This is a genomic window from Cellulophaga baltica, assembly GCF_018861125.1.
In the GTDB taxonomy this organism is placed as follows: Bacteria; Bacteroidota; Bacteroidia; order Flavobacteriales; family Flavobacteriaceae; genus Cellulophaga; species Cellulophaga baltica_A.
This window is the reverse complement of the sequence record NZ_JAHKQN010000035.1, coordinates 176,100-198,705: the sequence shown is the minus strand read 5'-3', so window position 1 is coordinate 198,705 and position 22,606 is coordinate 176,100. Positions and strand designations below refer to the sequence as shown.

Genomic DNA, 22,606 nt, shown 5'->3' with positions numbered 1-22,606 from the left:
CCAAGAAGCAGACGAGGTAACAATAGAAGATACGGCAGGTAATTTCACATCAACAGATGTAGAAGGTGCTTTGACAGAGTTAGCAAACCGTTCCGATGAAACTATTTATGTAACGGACGGAACACTTACAGCTGATAGAACTGTTAATATGGGCGGTAATAATTTAGATTTTGATGGAGTAGCCTTCTTTGATGAAAGTACTTCTAGTCTAGGTATAGGTGCTTATGCAAATACAGTTTCAGAGTCTACTTTTCATAGTTCTAGTGACCAAACAGGTAATGGAGCAATAGAAACGGGTTGGGTTTATACTCAAGCAATAGAAGCTGTTGATGAAAAAGGAGGCAGTAGTGCCGGAATAATTTTAGGTGATGATAATAACTTTAATACAGGTGGTGATGAGTTAACTTTTGTTACTGACGGTGCCGCCCAAATGAGAGTTAGCCCTAGTGGAGCTACTAATGGTACAATTAGGATTGAGCAATATGGAGATAATACAATGACGGGTACAGCAACTACTTTGTTGGGTGTTGAGTCTGATGGAGATATTGTAGAAGTAAACTCTTTAAAAGCATCTAAAATATTTTACCCACCATCAATCGCGGTTGACGCTTCTACTAATGGAACATTTACTATTGATTTATATGATCAATATGTTTCACAATATGGTTCTCCAGCCGTTGCAAGTGCAGGAGCACCTGCGGCAATACCAACATACGGAGCTACAGAATTGTACTACTATGTTACTTATGCAGACCCAACAGTTTTTGGTACTATGACTATTGATGCGAATGGTACTTTATCTTATGAAATAGTAGGACAACCATCAGATTATAACTCATTAATTAACGTTGTATTTGTTGTAAAATAATATAAGCGAATAAAAACATTTTATCTTAAAAATTTGAAATCAAATCATACATATAAAATTCTATTCGCTATACTATTTGGTGTGCTTTGCTCTAATTTGAGTAGTGCTCAATATTTATTGCAAGCACCTAATAGTACTGATGAAAATAATTACAAGTGGTACGAAGCAACTGATACGAGTACGGTTCTTAGTACTGAGTTTTTTTACGAGGTAAACCAACCAGGAGTTTATTTTGCAACGTATGATGGTACAAAATGTGGTAAAAATGCAACTAGTTACTTTATTTTAACAGATTGTGAGTCTCCTAATAATGAAGTTGTTTTAGATGTTTCGGCAAATATTCCAACAGGGGCTTCAGTAAGTTGGTCACCAACCTTAACAGGAGATCAAAGTGCCCCAGAGGTTTTAGCAACCAAAGATGTAGAAAAATATGTAGCGACATTAGTAAAAGCAGGTAACTCAATTGAGTTACCCAATTTTACGGTAGTATGTATGAGTGAGGCTAGTAATTTAGAAGATGATATTGTTGAGCTTGATGAAGATACTAGTATTGTTGTTCCAATTTTTGATAATGATGAAGATTTACCTTCAGTAGGTACATTAACAACCACAGACCCAAGTAATGGTGCAATTACAATTGACGATAATGGTACGCCAAATGATCCTTCAGATGATATTGTAACTTATATTCCAAATGCTGAATACAATGGACCAGACGCATTTACATATACGGTTTGTAATAGTTTTGGAGATTGTAGTACGGCTACTGTAGAAGTAGACGTATTACCAATTGTTGATACATATGATGATGTAGTTACAACCGAAGAAAATGAAGCCTTTATTATTGATGATTGGCAACTTAATGATAACGATTTGCCAACAGAAGGTGCATTTACAACAACACAACCAACTAATGGAGCAGTTGAAGTTGATGATAATGGTACACCAAATGATCCTTCAGATGATTTTATTACTTACACACCAAATGAAGATTATGTAGGTACGGATAGTTTTGAGTACACAATTTGCGATACAAATGTGAACTGCAGTACTTCAATAATTAATATCGTTGTTACCGATGCGGTTATTTTAGATACTGATAGTGACGGAATATTAGATGCTTGGGAGGATTTAAACCTTGACGGTGATAACGATCCAGCTACAGACCCTACAGATACTGATGGTGACGGAATTGCAGATTATTTAGATGTTGATAGCGATGACGATGGTATTCCTGATAATGTTGAAGCACAGTATACTGATGATTATATAGCACCAAGTGGCGAAGATATTAATGGAAATGGCTTAGACGATGCTTATGAAATAGAAGGTAATTTAGGGCTGATTCCTATAGATACTGATGGTGATGGTTTACCAGATAATTTAGATGAAGATAGTGATGATGATAACGTGCCAGATAATATTGAAGCACACGATTATGATAATGATGGTATTGCCGATGTAACTTTCATAGGTTCAGATAAAGATAACGACGGACTTGATGATGGCTACGAAGGAGAAACATCAATTGATATTGATGTTAATGATGAAATAAGCGATCCTTATACTGATTTACCTAATACTGATGGAGATAATGAGTCTAACTATCGTGATGATGATGATGATGATGATGGTATTGCCACAAGAGATGAAGATACCAACCTAGATGGTGATTATTCTAATGATGATGATAATTCAAATAATATTCCAAATTATCTTGAGGCTGATTTAGCAGTTACAGGTGAAGAAATAGAAGTGTTTAATGTTATTACACCAAATGGTGATGGAGCTCATGATGAACTAATTATTACGGGACTTGAAAACTTCCCTAATAATACTTTGAAAATTTATAATAGATGGGGTGTATTGGTTTATCAAACTAAAGCATACAATACTCAAGGTAATGTTTTTGATGGAACATCAACAGGTCGTGTAACTGTAAATACAGACAGTAAATTACCTGTAGGTACTTACTTCTATATTTTAGATTATGAAGATGCTGTTAATAATAAACAACAGTTGTCAGGATACATATACATAAACAGATAGTATATATGAACACATTTAAGTATAAAATATTTAATGGAATTTTTTCTCTACTATTTTTTTTAGTTTATCTAAATACAAATGTAGCGATAGGGCAACAAGATGCACAATATACCCAGTACATGTATAATACGGTTAGTGTAAATCCTGGTTATGCTGGCTCGAGAGGTAATTTAAGTATAGGGCTTTTACACCGTTCGCAATGGGTAGGTTTAGATGGTGCGCCAAAAACGCAAACATTTAATATTCATTCACCAATTGGTTATAAAGGTATGGGTTTAGGTTTGTCAATTGTAAATGATGAAATAGGCCCAACTTCTGAAACTGCTTTTGATGTTGATTTCTCTTATACAATTCAGACTTCAGTAGATGCTAAATTAAGTTTCGGGTTAAAGGCTAGTGCTAATTTATTAGATATTAGATTTTCAGACTTAAACCAATACACAACTGATCAGACTTTGCAACAAGATATACAAAATAAACTTTCTCCTAATATAGGAGCAGGTGCCTATTATCATACCGAAAAGTTTTATTTAGGTCTTTCTGTACCAAGAATATTAGAGACATCACATTTTGAATCTACATCTATATCAACAGCGAATGAAAAAATGAACCTGTATTTGATTACTGGTTATGTTTGGGATTTGAATCCAGATTTAAAATTTAAACCTACATTATTAACAAAAGCTGTAAAAGGTTCTCCTTTACAGGTAGATCTTTCTGCAAACTTCATGTTTAAAGATAAACTTATTTTGGGTGCTGCATACCGTTGGGATGCTGCATTAAGCGGTATGTTTGGTTTCTATATTTCAGAAGGGTTTCTTTTAGGCTTAGCTTATGATAAAGAAACTACTGATCTTGGTAATACGTCATTTAATGATGGTTCTTTTGAGGTTTTATTAAGGTATGATTTTATCAAAACAAAAGGAAATTTAAAATCACCTAGATTTTTCTAAATTCTCTTTAAAAAAAACATTTTTAATTATTTTAAATTTAGTTAGTCTTTATAAATCATGTAAAGGTGTTATTTTTGTGTGTGTTGTAGTAATTGCTACAAACATTATAAAAATTAGAATTTGAAAGAAGAAAATGTAATCCTTGTTAATGAACAAAATGAGCAAATTGGTACAATGCCAAAAATGGAAGCTCATGAAAAAGCAGTATTGCACCGTGCATTTTCTGTTTTTGTTATGAATGACAAAGGGGAGACTATGCTGCAACAAAGAGCAGCACATAAATACCATTCACCATTATTATGGACCAACACATGTTGTAGTCACCAACGTGTGGGAGAGTCTAATATAGAAGCAGGTAAACGCCGTTTGCAAGAAGAAATGGGTTTTGTAACAGAATTGAAAGAGCTTTTTTCATTCATATACAAAGCACCTTTTGATAATGGTTTAACTGAGCATGAATTAGATCATGTTATGGTTGGTTATTCAAACCAAGAACCTAATATTAACCCTGATGAGGTTGAAGCTTGGAAATGGATGCAACCAGAAGCAATTAAGCTTGATATTGCAACTAATCCTGATAATTATACAGCGTGGTTCAAAATTATTTTCGAAAAATTCTATATTCATATTACCGAAAACAAGTTTAAATCATGAAGGTAAAAGTAAGTAGAAAAGCACATTTTAATGCAGCTCATAGATTGTACAGATCAGATTGGGATTTAGAACAAAATACTGCAGTTTTTGGCTTGTGTAGTAATCCTAACTTTCACGGGCATAATTACGATTTAATTGTAAGCGTAACTGGTGAAATTGATCAAGAAACTGGCTTTGTAATGGATATGAAAGTTTTAAAAGATTTGATAAAGAGTGAAATAGAAGACTCTTTTGATCATAAAAACTTGAATATTGAAGTGCCTGAGTTTAAAAACTTGAATCCAACATCTGAAAATATAGCAGTCGTTATATACAACAAATTACGACCACACATAGCAACAGAAAAAGATATTGAGGTAGTTTTATATGAAACTCCTAGAAATTTTGTGACCTATACAGGTGCATAAACAGTATAAAATAATTAGTTAAACATAAACAAACAAAAGCATGTATCCATTAAAATTTAATCCAATATTAAAAGAACGTCTTTGGGGCGGTAGCAAGCTAGGTGATATTTTTGGGAAGCCAATTACGAGTGATATAACAGGTGAAAGTTGGGAGATATCAACGGTTAAAGGTGATGTTTCTGTAGTTTCTAATGGTGCATTGGCTGGTAAAACTCTACAAGATTTAATTGATAATGATGCAGAAACTTTTTTAGGTAAAAGTGTTGTTGAGCGTTTTGGAAAAGAATTCCCAATTCTTATTAAATTTATTGATGCAAAGCAAGATTTGTCAATTCAATTACATCCTAATGATGCTTTAGCAAAAGAACGTCATGATTCATTTGGTAAAACAGAAATGTGGTACATTATGGATGCTGATAAAGGAGCCGATTTAATAGTTGGTTTTAATAAAGATGTAAAAAAAGAAGAATACCAAGCGAGTCTTGAAAATGATACTTTGTTAGATCTTTTAAATTATGAAAAAGTAAAAGAAGGCGATACGTTTTTTATTAATACAGGAAAAATACATGCCATTGGTGCAGGTGTTGTTTTAGCAGAAATTCAGCAAACATCAGATGTTACCTACCGTGTTTTTGATTTTAATAGAAAAGATAAAGAAGGTAATTTACGTGAGTTGCATACTGATATGGCTTTAGATGCTATGGATTACGATAAAAAAGATGATTTTATTATAGATTACAACAAACAAGCAGATGTAGTTAATGATATGGTTGATTGTCCGTATTTTAAAACCAACTACATTAACTTGACTAAAGATTTAGAACAAGATATTACAACTCGCGATTCATTTACAATTTATATGTGTGTTTCTGGTAGTGCAACTGTTGCTACAGAAGGTGGTGAAGTTTCAATTAAAAAAGGAGAAACAACTTTAGTACCTGCAAACGCAACTAACGTGACTATTAAGACAGATGCGGTAACACTTTTAGAAGTTACTATTTAAAAAGTAATTAATTAAGAATCAAGTATTCTTAAAAAGAGTATTTTTGCATTAAATAAAAATAGTAACAAATGGCAAGTGTAAGAGATTTAAAAAAAGATATAAATTACGTTTTAGGAGATATTATTGAAGCAGTGTATTTTTGGGAAGCTTCAAATGGAAAAAAGACTACTAAAGAAGGTTCTGATTTAATTGATGAAGCAATAGCTGTTTTTGATGATTTGATTGTAAAAGTAAATCAAAATGTAGAAAACAGGAGTAAACATCTGAAAGCTGTAAAAGCTGAGTTAGAAGAAAAAGCAACAAGTTTAGTTGAAAAATTAAATAAGTTAGGGTAATTTTTCTTAGCGTATTATAGAAACAAAAAAAGCATTCATTTAATGGATGCTTTTTTTTGTTTCTATACCCTGTAGAATATGACATTAATATAATTTAAGGTTGTTTTTTATAGAAAATTAAATTTATTATGTAAAAAATAAATACCTGTAGTTCATCGAATTACGCACTTACTTTTTGTTCAACTGGTGGTTTGTATTTAATTTAACGCTCTAAATATTACAACCATGCCTAAGATAATTACGCCTAAACTTATTATTGATGGAGAAACTTTTCTTCCTAAATCAGGTTTTAAAGTATCTATAGAACAATCAATGGGAGCGCATAGTTCTTTTAGTGTTGTTTTTCAAACCAATGCTACTGAGGGTTACAATGGTATATTAATGAATAATTCAATTAATTATTCAGGTAAGAAGATATCCATAGGTATTAATGATGGTGAATTAGAATATGTAGGAATTATCACTTCCGTAAGTTTACAAAAAGGTATTGGAGCATCAGGTGCTATTGTTATTTCGGGTCAAGGTGCAAGTATTTTATTATCTAGATCTGTACAATGTTTCAGTTATGAAGAAGGTACTTCGTTTAGTCAAGTAATTTCAGATACTTTTAACGGCCATGCTACCGATCTTTTAAAAACGGAAATTGGCACAGGTACCGATATTCAATTACCATACACCGTACAATACAACGAATCTGATTTTTCATTTTTGCAACGTATGTGTGCACGTTATGGCGTTTGGATGTATGATAACGGACGTACTTTTTGTGTAGGCCGTACAGGTGATCAACAATTAAATGGTGTTTACGGACAAAACATCCAGAATTTTGGACTTGCCACTACTTTACAATCACAAAATAGCGGTTTTAAATCTCAAGATTGGGTAAATGATAGCGAATTAGAAGCAGTTTCCTCATCATTTAGCGCTCAAAATGGCCATATGTATGCCGGAGTTGTAAAAAGTGAATCGGAAGCATTATTTGCTAAAAAAGAAAACTATTCTTGGAATTACAACCAAAATGAATATAGCGGTCAACAAGGTTTAGACCATATGACTAAAGTAGATACCTTATCAAAGGCTGCAAATATGATTATTGCCAGTGGTACTTCTGAAATTGTAGGGTTACGAGTTGGTGATAGTTTAACTATTGAAGGGACAAGTTTTTCAGATAAAACAAGACGTGATGCTTTTGGATCGTATATGATTACCAAAGTAGCACATCGTTTTGACCATAGCGGAAATTATGAGAATCATTTTGAAGGAGTACCCGAAGGTACAGAACACCCGCATTACAGTGCTGTTTTTGCAACACCAACAGCAGAAGAACAACGCGGAAAAGTTTTAGACAATAACGACCCTGATGGTTTAGGGAGAATAAAAGTACAATTTCCGTGGCAGAGCCCTATGGGAACTACTACACCATGGATAAAAATGAATACCCCTTACGGTGGTAATGGAAAAGGATTCTATTTTATACCTGAGGTAGATGAAGAAGTATTGGTTGGTTTTGAGAACAACAACCCTGAAAAACCTTATGTGTTAAGTGCAGGATTTAATAGCAGTGCTAAAAGTGGTTTTGCTGACCCTGATAATAATTTGAAGGTGATACAGACCAGAAGTGGAAATAAAGTTTTGATGAATGATCAAGATGGTAGTGTAACCATTGCAGATGCAGATGGAAATACTGTAATAATGAATGGAAGTGGAGAGATAACCATTAGTGCTAATAAAAAATTGACACTAAGTTCTGAAGAGATTAATATTATGGCCTCTAAAACGGTTAATATAGACGGAACAAATAATGTGAATATTGCTTCTAAAGAGGTAATCGCAGAAGGTTCTGCTAAAGTTACGTTGAATAGTGATGCTAAAATTGAAGCAACAGCACCAAGCACAAACATTGAAGGTGCTGCAGAATTAAAATTAACGAGTGGGGGTATTTTAGATGTTGATGGTACTGCAATGACCAATGTAAAAGGTGGTTTGTTGAATCTTAATTGTAGCTAGTAAATCATGAATAACGAGCATAATCCTGTAGCACAATTAGTTACAGATATTCAACAAAAATGGCTTAAAGAAATAAGTCCATATCCTCATTTACAATGGGTGCGGTGGATTATTAAATCTGATCAAGCACGTTTGTATGAAGGTTTCTTAAGATTAGAGTCTACACCACATGGTGCTATTCCTGATATACCTGTTGTTTTGCTTACGCCTTTTGAGAATAGCAATATACATAGCAAACATATTATTCGTGATTGGTTAGATAATTTTGAAAAAGACCAAAAAACTCAAGATAAGATAACAAAGGGACATTTAAATTTTGTTTGGGATTTTCAATATTTTAAAAAAGAATTGCAACAAAAAAATACAAATTTTGATGTTTTATTGGTTGAATTGTTAAAATCATTTCAAGAAGCGTTACCAAATTCAGAAAATCATTTAACATTAGCGTTATTCCCTTATACTGTACAATCTCCTTCAGATTATAAATTATGGATGGACAAACTGTTAACATTAGGCCTCCCAATTAAAACTAGGTTGATGGTTTTTGATTATGAACCAGAGAATTATCTTGAATCGCTCCAAATTAAATTTAAGTCAGTTAGCAAATCGTTGATTGTTCCAATAGATTTAGAAGGGGCTATGAAAAAAATAGCAATAAATGGAGATCCAAATGATCCGGAACTACAATTTAGACAATGTATGTTAGAGATGGGTACGAGTGTAACAAAAAATAACAGACAGCGATTACATCAATGGGGGCAAAAAGGAATAGAAGTCACCCAAAAATCTGGTGATAAGTCTTCATTTGCCACAGCACATACTGTTTATGCAGGTATGTTATTCAATTTTAAAGAATTTGATACTATTGATAAACTCTTGAAACAGGCGCTAACTATAGGAAAACAAGCACTTAATTCAGGTGATAATACAGCAAAGGCAATTGTATTACAAACTTATGGTTTTATGGCTTCAAGTATGCAACACCAAAAAAATATAGATGCAGCAGCTGATTTATTTTGTAAGCAAGCAGAAGTAGCAATATCATTTCAAATGGTGCAACAAGCATTAGCGGCATATATTACAGGCTATACGTTAGTCAAAAAAAAACGTAAAAAGAGGTATAAGGTAATAGTGCAAGAAGCTTATGAGTTTGGCATCACCTTAACAGAAGAGGAGCTAAAAACAAGTTCATTAAATATTGTAGCACTAGAATACTATAGTTTTTCTGATAAAAAAACTCAAAATAAAATTGATGCATTTATGAATGTTCTTGAAGATGAAAATTGGAAAGAAAAATTAGCAAGGGAACAAGCAAATTTTAAAGCCGGAATTGTAGCTTAACAATTAAAAATATAGAAGTATGTTATTAGCCAATAAGCATTTTACACCTGTACTAGGAATAGACATACATATTGTAATACTCTTAGGAGTACCTACACCTTTACCGCATCCGTTTATTGGGATGGTAATGGACCCTATGGATTATATACCCTTTATAGGTTCAACGGTAAATGTAAATAGTGTGCCAAAAGGCAATAGCCAAACAGCAGGCATGTTGGGTACTTATTTTCATATTCCTATGGGCGGACCATTTTTAATGGCTCCAATGATTGGTCATGATTCTATGAACTTTTTTGGAAGTACAACAGTGAATGCTGAAGATAATTATTTTTCACCGTCAGGACATATGCTAATGACTTGTAGTGATATAGGGATGCCATTATCACTAACTCCGGGTAAAAAAATGCGACCAATACCTAGTATGTATTTACCCACTTCTATGAGTATACCCTTACCTATGGGTAAAACAGTTATGGTGGGTGGTCCTTACGCTCCCGATCTACTGGGGCTTTTAATGGGGCTTGTTATGAGTTATGGTTTTGGGTCTTTAATGAAAATAGGAGGCAAAGCTTTAAAAAAACTAAATCATGGAGTGCTCAAAAAATTTAAATCTACAGAGGGTTTAAGTAAAAAACTCTGCAAAATGGGCTTTGAGCCTGTAGATTTAGTTACAGGGCGTATGGTGTATGATGGTGAAGACTTTACCATTCCAGGACCTATCCCTATTCAATGGGAACGTAATTGGTATTCAGATTCTGGTTATGAAGGACTAATGGGTCATGGCTTTCATAGCAATTACGATCTTTCTTTGCATCTAGTACCCGAAGAAGATGCCATAGTGTTACGACTACCTGACGGGCGTGTTACCGCAATGCCAATGCTTTATATTCCAGAAGAAGAATATTATAATCGGCAAGAAAAGCTAACATTGCGCTATGTAGATAAATACACCTATGAGCTTGAAGATAAAAACACATCACTAACGTATGTGTATAAAAAGCGTACTCCCAATCTTTACAAACCAGCTGAAATTATAAATGCTGATGGATTTAAATTAGCTTTAGAATACAACAGCGCCAATGCGCTTACCGCTATTCAAGATAGTGTTGGTCGTATTTTAGAATTGGCATTAGATCAATACAATAGAGTTACCAACATACAAATTATACATAAGGGAAAAATAAGGCAATTACTATCGTATGGCTATAATAAAGAAGGTGATTTAATAAGAATTACTGACGCAGTAGACCAACATACGCTTATGGAGTATGAGAACCATCTTATGGTTAAAAAAACCGATAGAAATGGTCAAGCATTCTATTGGAAATACGATGGTAAAAAAACAGGAGCAAAATGTATAGAAACTTGGGGAGATGGTGATATTCTTTCTGGGACTTTAGAGTACAGAAAAAATTACAATATCATAACCAATTCTTTGGGGGCTCAAACAATTTATTATTTCAATAATTTAAACCTGTGTACACAAGTTACAGATCCTTTAGGGGGACATATTTTTCATGAATATACTGAGTTTATGGAGCCTTATCGTGATATTGACGAAGAAGGTAATATTACAGGCTACAGTTACGACCAGAAAGGAAATCTTACCAGTATTCACCAACCAGACGGGGCTGTAGTCACTTTTGTTTATGATGAAAAAGATAGATTAGTACTTACCAAGTATCCCGTAGGTGGCGCCATAGTTCGTTCGTATAAAAAAGATAAATTACATGCCGTAATAGGTACTGATGGCGGAGTAACTTCTTTTGATTATAATGACAAAGGATTAATTAAAGAAGTGCGCGATAATGCCGGAAATATTTCAGAGTTAGTCTATGATGCAGATTATAATTTGGCACAAATGCACCTGCCCAATGAAGCAGTTGCCGAGTGGGAATATGATGCATGGGGGCGTTGTATTAAAATAGTAAATGCCGAAGGTTATGAAGAGAGCTTTGTGTATGACGATTTAGATAGAGTACGCCAAGTGGTAGAACCAGACCACAACCAAATTCTGTTAAAATACAATGCCTACGATGAAGTAACCGAAATGCACCAACGTAATGGCAAGGTAAAGTTTGAATACACTCCTATGGGGAGTTTAAAAATGCGTGAAGAACGAGGCAGAAAAGTGTTTTTTAATTATGATACCGAAGAGCAATTACGTTATATAGATAATGAACATGGCGAACGCTACCGTTATAAACGAAATGCAAATGGCGCTATAGTTCAAGAAATTGGTTTTGATGGCTTAACCAGAATTTACCAACGCGACCGTGCAGGTAAAGTACAACGCATAAACAGGCCCGAAGGCAGATTTACCGATTATGAATATGACAATAACGGCCGAATTACCAGAGCAGAACATAGCGATGGTAATTGGGAAACGTATAGTTACAACCAAAACGGACAATTAATTGAAGCTGTAAACCTAAACACTAAAGTTCAATTTATTCGGAACGCTAGCGGAGCGGTAGTAGCCGAATACCAAGATGGGCATTTGGTAAAAAGTAGCTATGATAATTTAGGCAACCGTACAAAAATAAGCAGTAGCCTAGGGGCTGATATAACTTTTGATAGAAATAAAATTGGGCAAATTGAAGCTATGAATGCCCAATTAAATGTACCTGAAGAAGCTAATGTAGCACCCAATATTACAAAAGTAGCAACGCCATGGGCCGTTAATTTTGCTTATGATTCCGTAGGTATGGAAGTAGAACGGATGTTACCTGGCGGTATTAAAGCTACAAAAAAATACGATGAAGCAGGCAGGCCCATACAACATGTTGTAACGCGAGGCCGTAATGAAATGCGACACCGTACTTATGCGTGGAATGCTAATGACCGACTTAGCAGAATGGTCAACCAACTAACACAAGGTCAAGTTACTTACAGCTATGACAATTTTGGAAGTTTAGCAACAGCTAAATATGAAAACCACGATATGGATTATAAATTACCCGATGAGGTAGGTAATTTATACCGTAACAAAAACCAAACAGACCGTAAATACAATTCGGGAGGTCAATTGGCAGAAGCTAATGGAACCAAATATCATTATGATGAAGAGGGTAACATTATCGTAAAACAAACCCCGAAAGGTACCTTTAAGTACCAATGGTATGGCAACGGAATGCTTAAAGCTGTAGAACGCCCAGACCAACAAACAATAAGTTTTGAGTATGATGCATTAGGCAGAAGAACCGCTAAAATTGATCAGCCTAAATTTGGCAATCAAGGTATAATTACCCGTTTTGTTTGGGATGGTAATGTACCGTTGCACGAATGGCGCTACAAACTAAAAAACAGACCAGATTTAGTGGTAGATGAATTTGGGTTACTGAGCACAAGCAAGCCAGAACCCATTGAAAATTTAATTACGTGGGTTTTTGATGAAAATAGCTTTAAACCCGCAGCTAAAATTACAGAAGAAGACACCTACTCTATTATTACAGATTATTTAGGGACACCTGTAGAAATGTACAATAGTAAAGGTGAAAAAACTTGGCAAGTTGAATATGATATTTACGGAAAAGTACGTAAACTTGTAACAGGTTCATTGGCAGATTGCCCTTTTAGGTATCAAGGACAGTACGAGGATGTAGAAACGGGGCTGTATTATAACAGGTTTAGATACTACTCTCCTGATAGCGGAACTTATATAAGTCAAGATCCAATTGGGTTAGCTGGTGGAATGCCCAATATGTACAGCTATGTAAATGATAGCAATAATTGGATAGATCCATTAGGCTTGATGGGTATAGGCGCTTGGGGAGAAAAAGTTGCTTCGAAATATCTTGCAAATAATGGCCATACGATTTTGGGATCAGTCCAAAATGCTTCTGGACACGGATTTGATCTTGTTACAAAAACTCTAAATGGTGATATTAATATAATTGAAGTAAAAACGAGTAAAAGTAATTGGAGAAGTAAAAGTAATATGTCTAAATGGACAAATAATAATATTGGTAAAATATCTGGAAACACAAATGGAAGATGGAAAAATATGCCTGATTATCAGAAAAATTTGATGAGTATGATTGATGACGCCAAACAAAATGGTAAACTCAAAAACAAATTATTACAAATCAATATTGACAAACGTAAAATTCGACTAAAGTGTAAATCATAATGCAAAAACTAATTAATAAGGCAATTAAGCATTATAGCTATAATTCCGATTTGGATAAAAATTCGGATATACAGGAATTTTATAAAAGATATGTTTTCTCGTTTAATAATTATAAAAAGAATAAATACGATTTTGCTAATTTTTATCATAAACTAAATGGTAATCCAAATTGCACCCATATCAAAGCAAAAAATCTTTTGTTTCAAGGTGATGAGGATAGTTGGAAGTATTTTGAACGCACAGCAGTTTTTTGGACGTATGGACATAATAACGATAAATGGATAGACCATTTAAAAGGAGCGTATGAGTATGCTTTATACGTAGAAAGAGAAGATTTAATAAAACTACTTTTTGAGAAATCTTTAGCATATTTAACAGACAAAGAGAATTTATCTAACAAAGATTTTAAAAAGCAAAAAGTTTACCCAAGCACACAATTAGCACATTTTTTAATTGAGAAATGGTTAGGTAATAATCCTGTAAAAAATTTGATTTCAAACTATGGGAATGGTTACGGTGTTTATCAAAAACTAATTGATAATTGGGATGATTTTTCTAAAATTGAACCAAGCTATTGGGATAATCTTTGTGAGTGTCATTTAAACGGAATCGGCTTACAGCGTGGCGAAAAATGGGAAAATGAAGAGTTTTTAACAAGTGGCTTAATCCCAATGGAATTAATCAATTTATTCAAAGTGCGAAAAAAGTTGGACTTAAATATTCCAACCATTAATAATGCTCTTTTTGATACTAATATGGTAAAGAATCCTGTTATTCCAACAGGTTACAATGAGGATTTAGATTTAAAATTTAAACTAATTGACTTAACTGTAAAAACAAAGAAGAAATATACTTTTCAAGAGATTGAAGAACACATAAAATCTGAAAATGGTAATGAAGTAAAAATATTTGAATAATATTCAAATTAAAAAGAATGAAGACTACAATTTTTATAATATTGTGGTTTTTTCTTGCTCAAAAACTTTGTTTTTAACTATTTTTCTCAAGCTATTAACATTTACCCATGATAGCGCTCGTTTGCAACGAGTGCCATATCGAGTAAGAAATAACACAAAAGCTATCTAAACATTTAGATAGCTTTTGTGTTTTAAAAATTGACTAGCGCGATATAAAGAGGTCAAAAACTTGCCAGGCAAAATAAAATATTTACGTAAAAAGTACGTAAACTTATAATAGGTGCTACGTATAATTTTTCTTTTTTTATTTAAACACCTATTTTAATCATTATAATACTTTAATTTTAAGTCTAAATAATTGATTAATTATTAAACATATACTTATTACGACCATGCTCAAACTCACTATTAGTCTTCTTTTTTTATTATTTATTGTTCCAACCCAAGCTCAAGATTTAGATCCAAGTTGGATAAAGGCCAACGCTACAATTACTGATATTCATAAAAATATTGGTCGTAGAGGTAGAACACATGCTTTCGCGGATGTAACTTTTACTGGTAAAAAAGGAGATATTTATTCCACAAGAGTTGAGCTTTTGGCAATTCCAATTTACGGAGCTATAAGCTCTATTGGTGATGAAATTGTTATTTATTACAATCCTGATACACCACAGATTGCTAGATCAAAAAATATATCTTTTTTTAATACCTATGGAATGTATGTATTAATTGCTATAGGTGTTTTATATAGTGGAGTAAGACTTTTTAAGTTAAGAAAGAAAAGTGTTGCATAAAAAACTCATTATCAAAAAAAGTATTTTATAGTAAAGCTATTATGCTGAAATAATAAAATTAACATTTAAAATTAGAGAGTTGCAAACTTTTACAGAATTCACGTTTTATGAGCAGTTTTTGGAAAGCAGCCCCTTTAGAAAAGGTTATTAGGCATAAGATAGATTATCATCAAGTAAAGGAAGAGCAAATTAAACCAGGAAAAAGATTAAATATACAAGAAGCAAATGACCTATTTTTTGTTAGGAATGTATCGGTAAGCTTAACTCATTTTTGGACATCTATACATATGGCGTCATTATTGTTAGTTTTTTTTTAATAATTCTTTTTACACAAGATAATGTAGAGTTAGAGGTGTTTATTTTACCAATTTTCCCCTTTTTGATTGCATTAATTTTTCTAATGATTCATGTAATGGCACCAGTTAAAGAAATAGTGTTAGATCGTTTAAATGGTAAAATCACCTACCCAAAAACCTTTATTGATAAAGAGCATAGAACTATTGAGTTTGATTCTTTACATGTCTATAGAACTTTAACCAGCACTGGTGATTTTGCCTTAACAGGTGAAAAATTATATATTAAAAATCGCAAATACAATTATACTTGGCATTTAAAATCTAATGAATGTTTAGAATATTGGAGTTTTATGGTTTGGTACATGGATAGAAACCGTCCTTTGCCACCAGGTAGCGCTTTTGATCCATACCGAGAAAATGATTACCTAAGACGCAAAGCAGAGGGTTTTCCAAAGCCCTTGTATCCAAGTGGTGTTACTACGCCAGAAGCTAAACCCACATGGCAAAAAGAACGTAAGAAAATTGGTGGTTGGTAAGATTAGGTTATTTTTAAACACTTATAAAACATCATTATAAATAAAAATTATAAAAACGGATAATTTGGTATACCTTTAAAATAGTGTAGTTCGACTGATAGTTGGTAATTAATAGTGCTATAATTTACTTGAAGAAAAAGAACATTTTGCTTATTAAATTTTGGATTTTTATGATAAAAAAAATAATTGTAACTAGTGTAATTATTATAAGTTTAAGCGCATGTAATTTTTTAAGCTCTAATTCAAGAAAAAAAGCTGCGAGTACTGATGACTCAAAACAATTAAACTCTGAAGAAAAAAATATTGTTAATAATTCAGATGATTTAACTATAACGCCAAAGTACGACGAGCCTAGGTATAAAGAATTAATGACGCAATTTGAAAAACAAGAGCACCGTTTTGAAATTGATGCGTGTGAATTCAAATATAATGGGAAGTCTTTTTTTATTGGAGATTCTTACGAGAAAATACTAAGTATTTTTGGTGGGCATGAGGATGAATTATTTTTGTCTAAAAAACATTCAAAAAGTAGTTTTAATTATGATGATATTAAACTAAGATTTCGGCAGTCGGAGCCGGAAAAAAAACTAATTGTACTAGATTTAGCTTTAGATAGAAGATTTACGGGTGATGTTGCACCACCTTTTGAAATAATATTACTTAGAAAAATTCCTTATAAATTAGGAAACTCGTTAAATGAATTTATGGACTTATCTGATCTTAATCATGATAAATTAAAACATACTCATCATTCATTTTATTTTGAACAAGAGAAATGTACTCCAAATAAAAATGGAAGAATTTCAACAACAGTGCATTCTAACCCTATTTATAAAAATATAGGAGGGGGTCATATGACGATTAGGGGGGCTTTTGATCCAGAATCTACTGGTCCGATTCGAAATCTGACAGTTCGATTATCAACTCAGTAGAGAAAATAACGAATACACTATCACCGTTAGCGCTCGTATGCAACGAGTGCAGTCCATAGTAAGAAACAACAATAAAAGCTATCTATACATTTAGATAACTATTGAGTTTGATTCTTTACATGTATATAAAACTTTAACCAGCACTGGTGATTTTGCTTTAACAGGAGAAAAAATATATATTAAAGATCGCAAATACAATTACACTTGGGACCTAGAATCTAATGAATGTTTAGAATATTGGAGATTTATAGTTTGGTAAATGGATAGAAACCATCCTTTGCCACCAGGTAGCGCTTTTGATCCATACCGAGAAAATGATTATTTAAGGCGCAAAGCAGAAGGTTTCCCAAAGCCCTTGTACCAAAGTGGTGTTACTACGCCAGAAGCTAAACCCGCATGGCAAAAAGAACGTAAGAAAATTGGTGGTTGGTAATATAATATATAAGTCGTCCTAATAAAAAAAATAATTTATTTTAGTACGACGACTTATGCTTAACTTATATTTATTCTTTTTCAGCTTTAATTTCTTCTAAATGTTTTTTTAAGTCTTTCCCATATTTAGAGTTTGCTACATCAGAAGGTAAAACACTATTAATAGAATCTAAATACTTAACATTTGCATCAGGTACTTCATTTACTGCAATATAAGGAGCTACAAATGATTCCTTATTGTTTAATGCAAAATTTAAAGCGTAAGCATAACTTCTATATAAATTTTTATCACTCAGTTTTACTAATGAATCTAATGCTATAGAGTCATTTTGAAATTTAGGATCAAACCGAGCTTGTAATATGCTTAAACTTTTGGTATTAAAGCGAGACATTCCTTTTAAGTATTCTTGATAAATATCGTTAGATTTTGATCCGTTTATTTTAGCATCTGTTTCAAAATTATCCCAAGATGTATTTATAGTTATGGCTCCCGGTTCTCCAAAAAAGCGAATACGGTCATTAATGTCATTATAATCTTTTTTGGTCAAGTATAAATAAAACATATCAGGACTTTCAAGTTCTGTTTCAAAGCTAAATGTTCCATTTCCTTTTACTTCTAAAGAATCTAAAGTCACTAAAATAGTATCTTTTAATTGTTGTAGGTATAATGTTCCTTTTTTCAACCCTTTTACATTGCCTGTAACAGTCATGTTTTTTTCAGAGTTAGAACAAGAAAATAGGAAAAGTCCAAGTACGGACATTAAAAGTATTTTTTTCATGGTTTTAATTTTGGTAGGGCAAATATCACTTTTTTTTTGGTTTCGATTCTTCATTATTTAGGTTGATATAAGTTATTTATACACAATTTTATAAACTAGAAGCAATTTCCATTAGGTAAGCACAAAGCAAAGCACCACCAGTACCCACAACATAACCAAAAACAGCTAGTAAGACTCCAACGGATGTTAACGAAGGGTGAAACTCAGCAGCAACAACAGGAGCAGATGCTGCACCACCAACATTTGCTTGACTACCCACAGCCAAGAAAAAGAAAGGGGCTTTAATTATTTTAGCAACTATAATTAGTAAAAGCGCATGAATACTAATCCAGATAAGTCCGACTACAATTAATCCTGGATTTTCAAGTACCTGAGCAATATCGACTTTCATACCAATAGTAGCGACGAGAATGTAGATAAATAAGCCGCCAATTTTACTAGCACCAGCTCCTTCGTAATTTTTAGCATTTGTGAACGATAAAATAATACCAGCAATAGTTGCAATAACCACCATCCAAAAGAATTTTGAGCCTAAAAAAGATAAGAAATTTTTGGGGTTAGCTACTGCGACGATATTTTCAACAAGATAATCACTAATATTATTCCCAAAAAAATGGGCGACACCAACAGCTGTAAAAGCTAATGAAAGCATTATTATGTAATCTTGTAACGTAGGTACACGCGTTATTTTTTCAGTAAAGGCAGTTACTTTTACTTTTAATTTTTCAATAGCACTGGTATCTGCTTTAAGCCATTTATCTATTTTAGAAGTTTTGCCAATACCGAATAGTAAAACAGCCATCCAGATATTTGCAACAGCAATATCTACCAAAACCATAGCGCCATATTTTTCAGGGTTATATTTAAAAACTTCATACATAGCGGCTTGGTTAGCACCACCGCCAATCCAGCTACCTGCAATGGTAGATAAGCCTCTCCAAATAGCATCAAAATCATTACCACCTACAGTTTCAGGAGATACCATAGAAACTAATAATATAGCAATAGGACCGCCAATGATAATACCAACGGACCCTGTTAAAAACATAATCAAAGCTTTAGAGCCTAAATTTAAAATGGCTTTTAAATCAATACTTAAAGTCATTAAAACTAGCGCAGCGGGTAACAAATACCTACTAGCAACAAAATAGAGTTTTGATGAATGGTTAATAATAGTGCCATTATCATCTAATGTTTCCCAATGCTCAGCAACAACACCTGTAGAAGATAGTACTGCGGGCAATAAATAGCACATTAGTACTGCGGGTACAACAGAATAGAATTTTTTCCAAAATCCTTTTTTTATAGATGAGGTGTAAAATATAAAACCTAAACAAAGTGCGAGTAAACCAAAAACAATAGCATCGTCAGTAATTATTGGTTCAGGTAATTTTATTTCAGCCATAAAAGAAAAAGTAGTTTGTTCTTACCAAATATAAACAAACTATAAAATATGATTGTTAATAAAAACAGCAACTCCATGATCTGTATTATCAAGTGTTGTGTAATTAGCAATTTCTTTTACTTCATCTCGTGCGTTACCAACAGCAACACCACAACCAACGTTTTTCAGCATTTCAAGATCATTGTAATTGTCACCAAAAGCAACAATATCTTCTAAAGTTTCGGCATCAGTTAATAGTAATTTTATAGCTGAAAGTTTTGAAACCGATTTAGGAGCAATTTCAATCAGCGTATCGTTTGATCTGTAAATAGCAATTTGCTCTCCGAATTTTTCTTCCAGAATTGGATAAATAGCGTCACAAGTATTTTTTGTGCCCATCATCATTATTTTGTGAGCACCAGTTATATCAAGTTTTTCCCAATCATTAAAAGTAGCTATTGTTGATCTATATTCAGGAATAGCTTTTGTATTTCTAATTTCTTTTTCAACACGTTCAGAAGTTGTTTCAACACACCATTCATCTTTATAATACAAGCCTAATTTTATATTGTGATCTTCAGATAATTGATATATTTTTTTCAATACAGCTAACGGAATAGTTACAGATTCAATTTCTTTGGATTTATCTAAAACTAAAGCACCATTGTAACAAATTATAGGCTCGTTTTCTACACCTAAATCTTTTTGAATATAAGTCATAGATTTTGGCATTCTAGCAGAAACCAAAATAACCTTTGTGTTATCCTTGATTTTATTTAATGTGGTAATAGTAGTTTTTGATACATCACTTTTTGTTGAAAGTAATGTACCATCTAAGTCAGAACAAAGAATTTTATATTTCAAAATAATTGTTTTTTAATTATGTAGACAATATGTGAATTTTAAATTTATTGTCCTACTACTAAGCTAATAATATGAATGTTTTATTTTATAAATTCAATCAGAGTTTCTAGCATTTTAGGTGAAATTGGATATTTAGCATCAATATAAGCTTGTTGATTTTCAGTTAAAGAATTTACTTCTTTCATTAAATGATTCATTTTTGGAATAATCTCTAGTTTAGCTTTTGAGCAAGCAGTTTTTAATTTTTCTGCGTTTGAAACTGTAACTTGAGTATCAGCATCGCCGTTTAATATAAGTATGGGAATGTTTAGTTTTTTAATCTCTTTTTCAGGATTAATAGCAACCCAATGTTTTACAAAACTTCTATTTTGAGGGGCAAAAATAGCTTGTAACATTGGATTGACTGCTGCTATAGAATCTTTCTCCATGAGTTCAATAAAGTGATCTTTAGCAATGTTTCCCAATTCAGGATTTTGTGCGCTAATTTGTTGTACAACTATCTTATCAAAAGTTTCTCCTGCTCCGGCCATAGAAATATAAGACTTTACATCATTTTTTGCTGCAAGCATAGCAACTAATGATCCTTGGCTATGTCCAATTAAATGTATACCACTAAAGCGATCATCACTTTTAAAATAGTGAATTACAACTTTAGCATCTTGAACAAAATCATCAATAGTGATATCTTTTAGTTGATCTAAATTTTGGGGTATAGAAGTGCGTTTATCGTACCTGTAAAACGCAATACTTTGGTTATTTAAACTATCAGCTAGAGCCTTTATATAATTTATTTGTATTGGAGTTCCTTTTTGGTTTCCATTTCTATCAATATTACCCGAACCATGAATAAATATTACTAAGGGTTGTTTTTTGTCAATTTTAGAATAACTCAACGTACCTGGAATAGAGATTTTGTTATTAGTAAGGTTGATTTCTTCCTTAATTATCTGAGAAAATGAAAGTATGTAACTTAATATTAAAATTGTAGTGAGTGGCTTTTTCATTAGTAGGGTAGATTAGTAATTAGTATTTTAGAGATGATTTCAGCAACAATCACACACATAAAAAAAAGAACTATATGTTTTATTTCTTTAGCATTTGTAGCGACTTTATAACCATTGTGGAGTAGTGCAATACTCCAAATCAATATTAGAATAGAAACTAATGAGAATATTGTTAAGATGATAAAAAAGCTGACTGGTATACTTGATAAATCAGGGATTTTATCAGTAGTTAGCGTATTTAATAGGGTTGTGTTAATTTTTTCTATTGTTGTACCTGTATTAAAAATCGGCACAAAACAAAGCGGAATTCTAGAGATTAAGCTACTGTTTAAAATATCAATAAACCGTGTTTTTTTATTAATGTAAATCCCTAAAAAGAATAGTAGAATACTTAATAAACTGATGTTTATTAAATTATCAAGAAGGGGTTGCCAAAAATTGATACTCTCAACAAAGTGAATATCAATTATACCGTCAAATCTGGCATTAAAAACATAAGCAAGACACGAACCTAACAGAGTGGCAATAATACCAATGATTAGTAATTTATTTTCTTGATATTTTTTTATAGGGTTGAATAGAATTGTTTTCATGTTTTAAGAATTAGGTTGTAATGCTTCAATAATTTCATCTAGTTTATTGCGCATTGTAGGATAACTAATATCCATTTGGATAGCCATTTTTTTTAGGCTTCCACTATTTAAAACAAATTGCAAAACAAATTCTTGATCTTCAGGGGATAATTGAAGTATTTTAGGAAGGTTAAATGTGCCTGAAATTATAGTATCACAATTTGAGCAAGAAAGCTCACTGACTAAAAGATTACTTTCGCAACTAGGACAAAATATGGGTAACTTTTTCATATGCTAAACGTATTTGTTAGCAATAAAAGTAAGTAAAATATTAATTAAATTAAATA

The 22,606-nt window shown here is 32.5% G+C and carries 21 protein-coding genes and 1 pseudogene; 16 read left to right on the top strand and 6 right to left on the bottom strand.

What is annotated here, in order from left to right:
* The 16 genes and pseudogenes from KO500_RS16740 to KO500_RS16665 form a co-directional block, all read left to right on the top strand.
* Positions 1–868 (top strand): annotated as a pseudogene (locus KO500_RS16740) (hypothetical protein); the annotation flags it as partial.
* 33 nt (positions 869–901) lie between these two features.
* Positions 902–2,917, top strand: coding sequence for a gliding motility-associated C-terminal domain-containing protein (locus tag KO500_RS16735; RefSeq protein ID WP_215957708.1), 2,016 nt, complete (start codon positions 902–904; stop codon positions 2,915–2,917).
* A 5-nt stretch (positions 2,918–2,922) separates the two neighbouring features.
* Complete coding sequence (locus KO500_RS16730) at positions 2,923–3,870, top strand: PorP/SprF family type IX secretion system membrane protein (RefSeq protein ID WP_215957707.1); 948 nt, start codon at positions 2,923–2,925, stop codon at positions 3,868–3,870.
* A gap of 120 nt (positions 3,871–3,990) precedes the next feature.
* Positions 3,991–4,524, top strand: a complete 534-nt coding sequence (gene idi / locus KO500_RS16725) for an isopentenyl-diphosphate Delta-isomerase (RefSeq protein WP_215957706.1) — start codon at positions 3,991–3,993, stop codon at positions 4,522–4,524.
* Complete coding sequence (locus tag KO500_RS16720; protein WP_215957705.1) at positions 4,521–4,931, top strand: 6-pyruvoyl trahydropterin synthase family protein; 411 nt, start codon at positions 4,521–4,523, stop codon at positions 4,929–4,931. Before idi ends, KO500_RS16720 begins: the two co-directional genes overlap by 4 nt.
* Positions 4,932–4,971: 40 nt before the next feature.
* Positions 4,972–5,934 carry a type I phosphomannose isomerase catalytic subunit gene (locus KO500_RS16715; RefSeq protein ID WP_215957704.1) on the top strand — a complete coding sequence of 321 codons (963 nt, stop codon included), beginning with the start codon at positions 4,972–4,974 and terminating at the stop codon, positions 5,932–5,934.
* A gap of 68 nt (positions 5,935–6,002) precedes the next feature.
* Positions 6,003–6,269, top strand: a complete 267-nt coding sequence (locus tag KO500_RS16710) for a hypothetical protein (protein WP_215957703.1) — start codon at positions 6,003–6,005, stop codon at positions 6,267–6,269.
* Between the two features lie 225 nt (positions 6,270–6,494).
* Entirely contained in the window at positions 6,495–8,276 is a 1,782-nt protein-coding gene (locus KO500_RS16705; RefSeq protein ID WP_215957702.1) for a type VI secretion system Vgr family protein, read from the top strand.
* A gap of 6 nt (positions 8,277–8,282) precedes the next feature.
* Positions 8,283–9,617 carry a hypothetical protein gene (locus KO500_RS16700; RefSeq protein WP_215957701.1) on the top strand — a complete coding sequence of 445 codons (1,335 nt, stop codon included), beginning with the start codon at positions 8,283–8,285 and terminating at the stop codon, positions 9,615–9,617.
* A gap of 19 nt (positions 9,618–9,636) precedes the next feature.
* The gene (locus KO500_RS16695) at positions 9,637–13,749 is read left to right on the top strand and encodes an RHS repeat-associated core domain-containing protein (protein ID WP_215957700.1); all 4,113 of its coding nucleotides are present in this window, start codon (positions 9,637–9,639) and stop codon (positions 13,747–13,749) included.
* Positions 13,749–14,666 carry a hypothetical protein gene (locus KO500_RS16690; protein ID WP_215957699.1) on the top strand — a complete coding sequence of 306 codons (918 nt, stop codon included), beginning with the start codon at positions 13,749–13,751 and terminating at the stop codon, positions 14,664–14,666. Before KO500_RS16695 ends, KO500_RS16690 begins: the two co-directional genes overlap by 1 nt.
* A gap of 392 nt (positions 14,667–15,058) precedes the next feature.
* A complete protein-coding gene (locus tag KO500_RS16685; RefSeq protein ID WP_215957698.1) occupies positions 15,059–15,460 on the top strand; it encodes a DUF3592 domain-containing protein in 402 nt (133 codons plus the stop codon).
* Between the two features lie 107 nt (positions 15,461–15,567).
* A complete protein-coding gene (locus tag KO500_RS16680) occupies positions 15,568–15,777 on the top strand; it encodes a hypothetical protein (protein ID WP_215957697.1) in 210 nt (69 codons plus the stop codon).
* Positions 15,778–15,839: 62 nt separating this feature from the next.
* Positions 15,840–16,292 (top strand): hypothetical protein, encoded by a 453-nt coding sequence (locus KO500_RS16675; protein WP_215957696.1) that lies wholly within the window; start codon positions 15,840–15,842, stop codon positions 16,290–16,292.
* Between the two features lie 170 nt (positions 16,293–16,462).
* Complete coding sequence (locus KO500_RS16670) at positions 16,463–17,224, top strand: hypothetical protein (RefSeq protein WP_215957695.1); 762 nt, start codon at positions 16,463–16,465, stop codon at positions 17,222–17,224.
* A 259-nt stretch (positions 17,225–17,483) separates the two neighbouring features.
* Positions 17,484–17,657 (top strand): hypothetical protein, encoded by a 174-nt coding sequence (locus KO500_RS16665; protein WP_215957694.1) that lies wholly within the window; start codon positions 17,484–17,486, stop codon positions 17,655–17,657.
* A gap of 70 nt (positions 17,658–17,727) precedes the next feature.
* On the opposite strand, the gene KO500_RS16660 is transcribed toward KO500_RS16665, so the two are convergent.
* From KO500_RS16660 to KO500_RS16635, 6 genes are all read right to left on the bottom strand, one after another.
* A complete protein-coding gene (locus KO500_RS16660; protein ID WP_215957693.1) occupies positions 17,728–18,435 on the bottom strand; it encodes a DUF4369 domain-containing protein in 708 nt (235 codons plus the stop codon).
* 88 nt (positions 18,436–18,523) lie between these two features.
* Positions 18,524–19,840 (bottom strand): DUF819 family protein, encoded by a 1,317-nt coding sequence (locus tag KO500_RS16655; RefSeq protein WP_215957692.1) that lies wholly within the window; start codon positions 19,838–19,840, stop codon positions 18,524–18,526.
* Between the two features lie 39 nt (positions 19,841–19,879).
* Positions 19,880–20,683 (bottom strand): Cof-type HAD-IIB family hydrolase, encoded by an 804-nt coding sequence (locus KO500_RS16650; protein WP_215957691.1) that lies wholly within the window; start codon positions 20,681–20,683, stop codon positions 19,880–19,882.
* Positions 20,684–20,763: 80 nt separating this feature from the next.
* Positions 20,764–21,687, bottom strand: coding sequence for an alpha/beta hydrolase (locus KO500_RS16645; RefSeq protein WP_215957690.1), 924 nt, complete (start codon positions 21,685–21,687; stop codon positions 20,764–20,766).
* The gene (locus KO500_RS16640; RefSeq protein ID WP_215957689.1) at positions 21,687–22,280 is read right to left on the bottom strand and encodes a hypothetical protein; all 594 of its coding nucleotides are present in this window, start codon (positions 22,278–22,280) and stop codon (positions 21,687–21,689) included. The genes KO500_RS16645 and KO500_RS16640 overlap by 1 nt, the downstream gene beginning before the upstream one ends.
* Before the next feature lie 3 nt (positions 22,281–22,283).
* Positions 22,284–22,550, bottom strand: coding sequence for a DUF2089 family protein (locus KO500_RS16635; protein WP_215957688.1), 267 nt, complete (start codon positions 22,548–22,550; stop codon positions 22,284–22,286).
* Positions 22,551–22,606 lie beyond the last annotated feature (56 nt).

Coding starts and splice junctions, on each gene's coding strand:
- KO500_RS16720 (WP_215957705.1), top strand. CDS start 4,521: ATGAAGGTAAAAGTAAGTAGAAAAGCACATTTTAATGCAGCTCATAGA.
- KO500_RS16645 (WP_215957690.1), bottom strand. CDS start 21,687: ATGAAAAAGCCACTCACTACAATTTTAATATTAAGTTACATACTTTCA.
- KO500_RS16715 (WP_215957704.1), top strand. CDS start 4,972: ATGTATCCATTAAAATTTAATCCAATATTAAAAGAACGTCTTTGGGGC.
- KO500_RS16635 (WP_215957688.1), bottom strand. CDS start 22,550: ATGAAAAAGTTACCCATATTTTGTCCTAGTTGCGAAAGTAATCTTTTA.
- KO500_RS16695 (WP_215957700.1), top strand. CDS start 9,637: ATGTTATTAGCCAATAAGCATTTTACACCTGTACTAGGAATAGACATA.
- KO500_RS16680 (WP_215957697.1), top strand. CDS start 15,568: ATGAGCAGTTTTTGGAAAGCAGCCCCTTTAGAAAAGGTTATTAGGCAT.
- KO500_RS16655 (WP_215957692.1), bottom strand. CDS start 19,840: ATGGCTGAAATAAAATTACCTGAACCAATAATTACTGACGATGCTATT.
- KO500_RS16690 (WP_215957699.1), top strand. CDS start 13,749: ATGCAAAAACTAATTAATAAGGCAATTAAGCATTATAGCTATAATTCC.
- KO500_RS16660 (WP_215957693.1), bottom strand. CDS start 18,435: ATGAAAAAAATACTTTTAATGTCCGTACTTGGACTTTTCCTATTTTCT.
- KO500_RS16730 (WP_215957707.1), top strand. CDS start 2,923: ATGAACACATTTAAGTATAAAATATTTAATGGAATTTTTTCTCTACTA.
- KO500_RS16640 (WP_215957689.1), bottom strand. CDS start 22,280: ATGAAAACAATTCTATTCAACCCTATAAAAAAATATCAAGAAAATAAA.
- KO500_RS16710 (WP_215957703.1), top strand. CDS start 6,003: ATGGCAAGTGTAAGAGATTTAAAAAAAGATATAAATTACGTTTTAGGA.
- KO500_RS16705 (WP_215957702.1), top strand. CDS start 6,495: ATGCCTAAGATAATTACGCCTAAACTTATTATTGATGGAGAAACTTTT.
- KO500_RS16685 (WP_215957698.1), top strand. CDS start 15,059: ATGCTCAAACTCACTATTAGTCTTCTTTTTTTATTATTTATTGTTCCA.
- KO500_RS16665 (WP_215957694.1), top strand. CDS start 17,484: ATGGATAGAAACCATCCTTTGCCACCAGGTAGCGCTTTTGATCCATAC.
- KO500_RS16700 (WP_215957701.1), top strand. CDS start 8,283: ATGAATAACGAGCATAATCCTGTAGCACAATTAGTTACAGATATTCAA.
- KO500_RS16670 (WP_215957695.1), top strand. CDS start 16,463: ATGATAAAAAAAATAATTGTAACTAGTGTAATTATTATAAGTTTAAGC.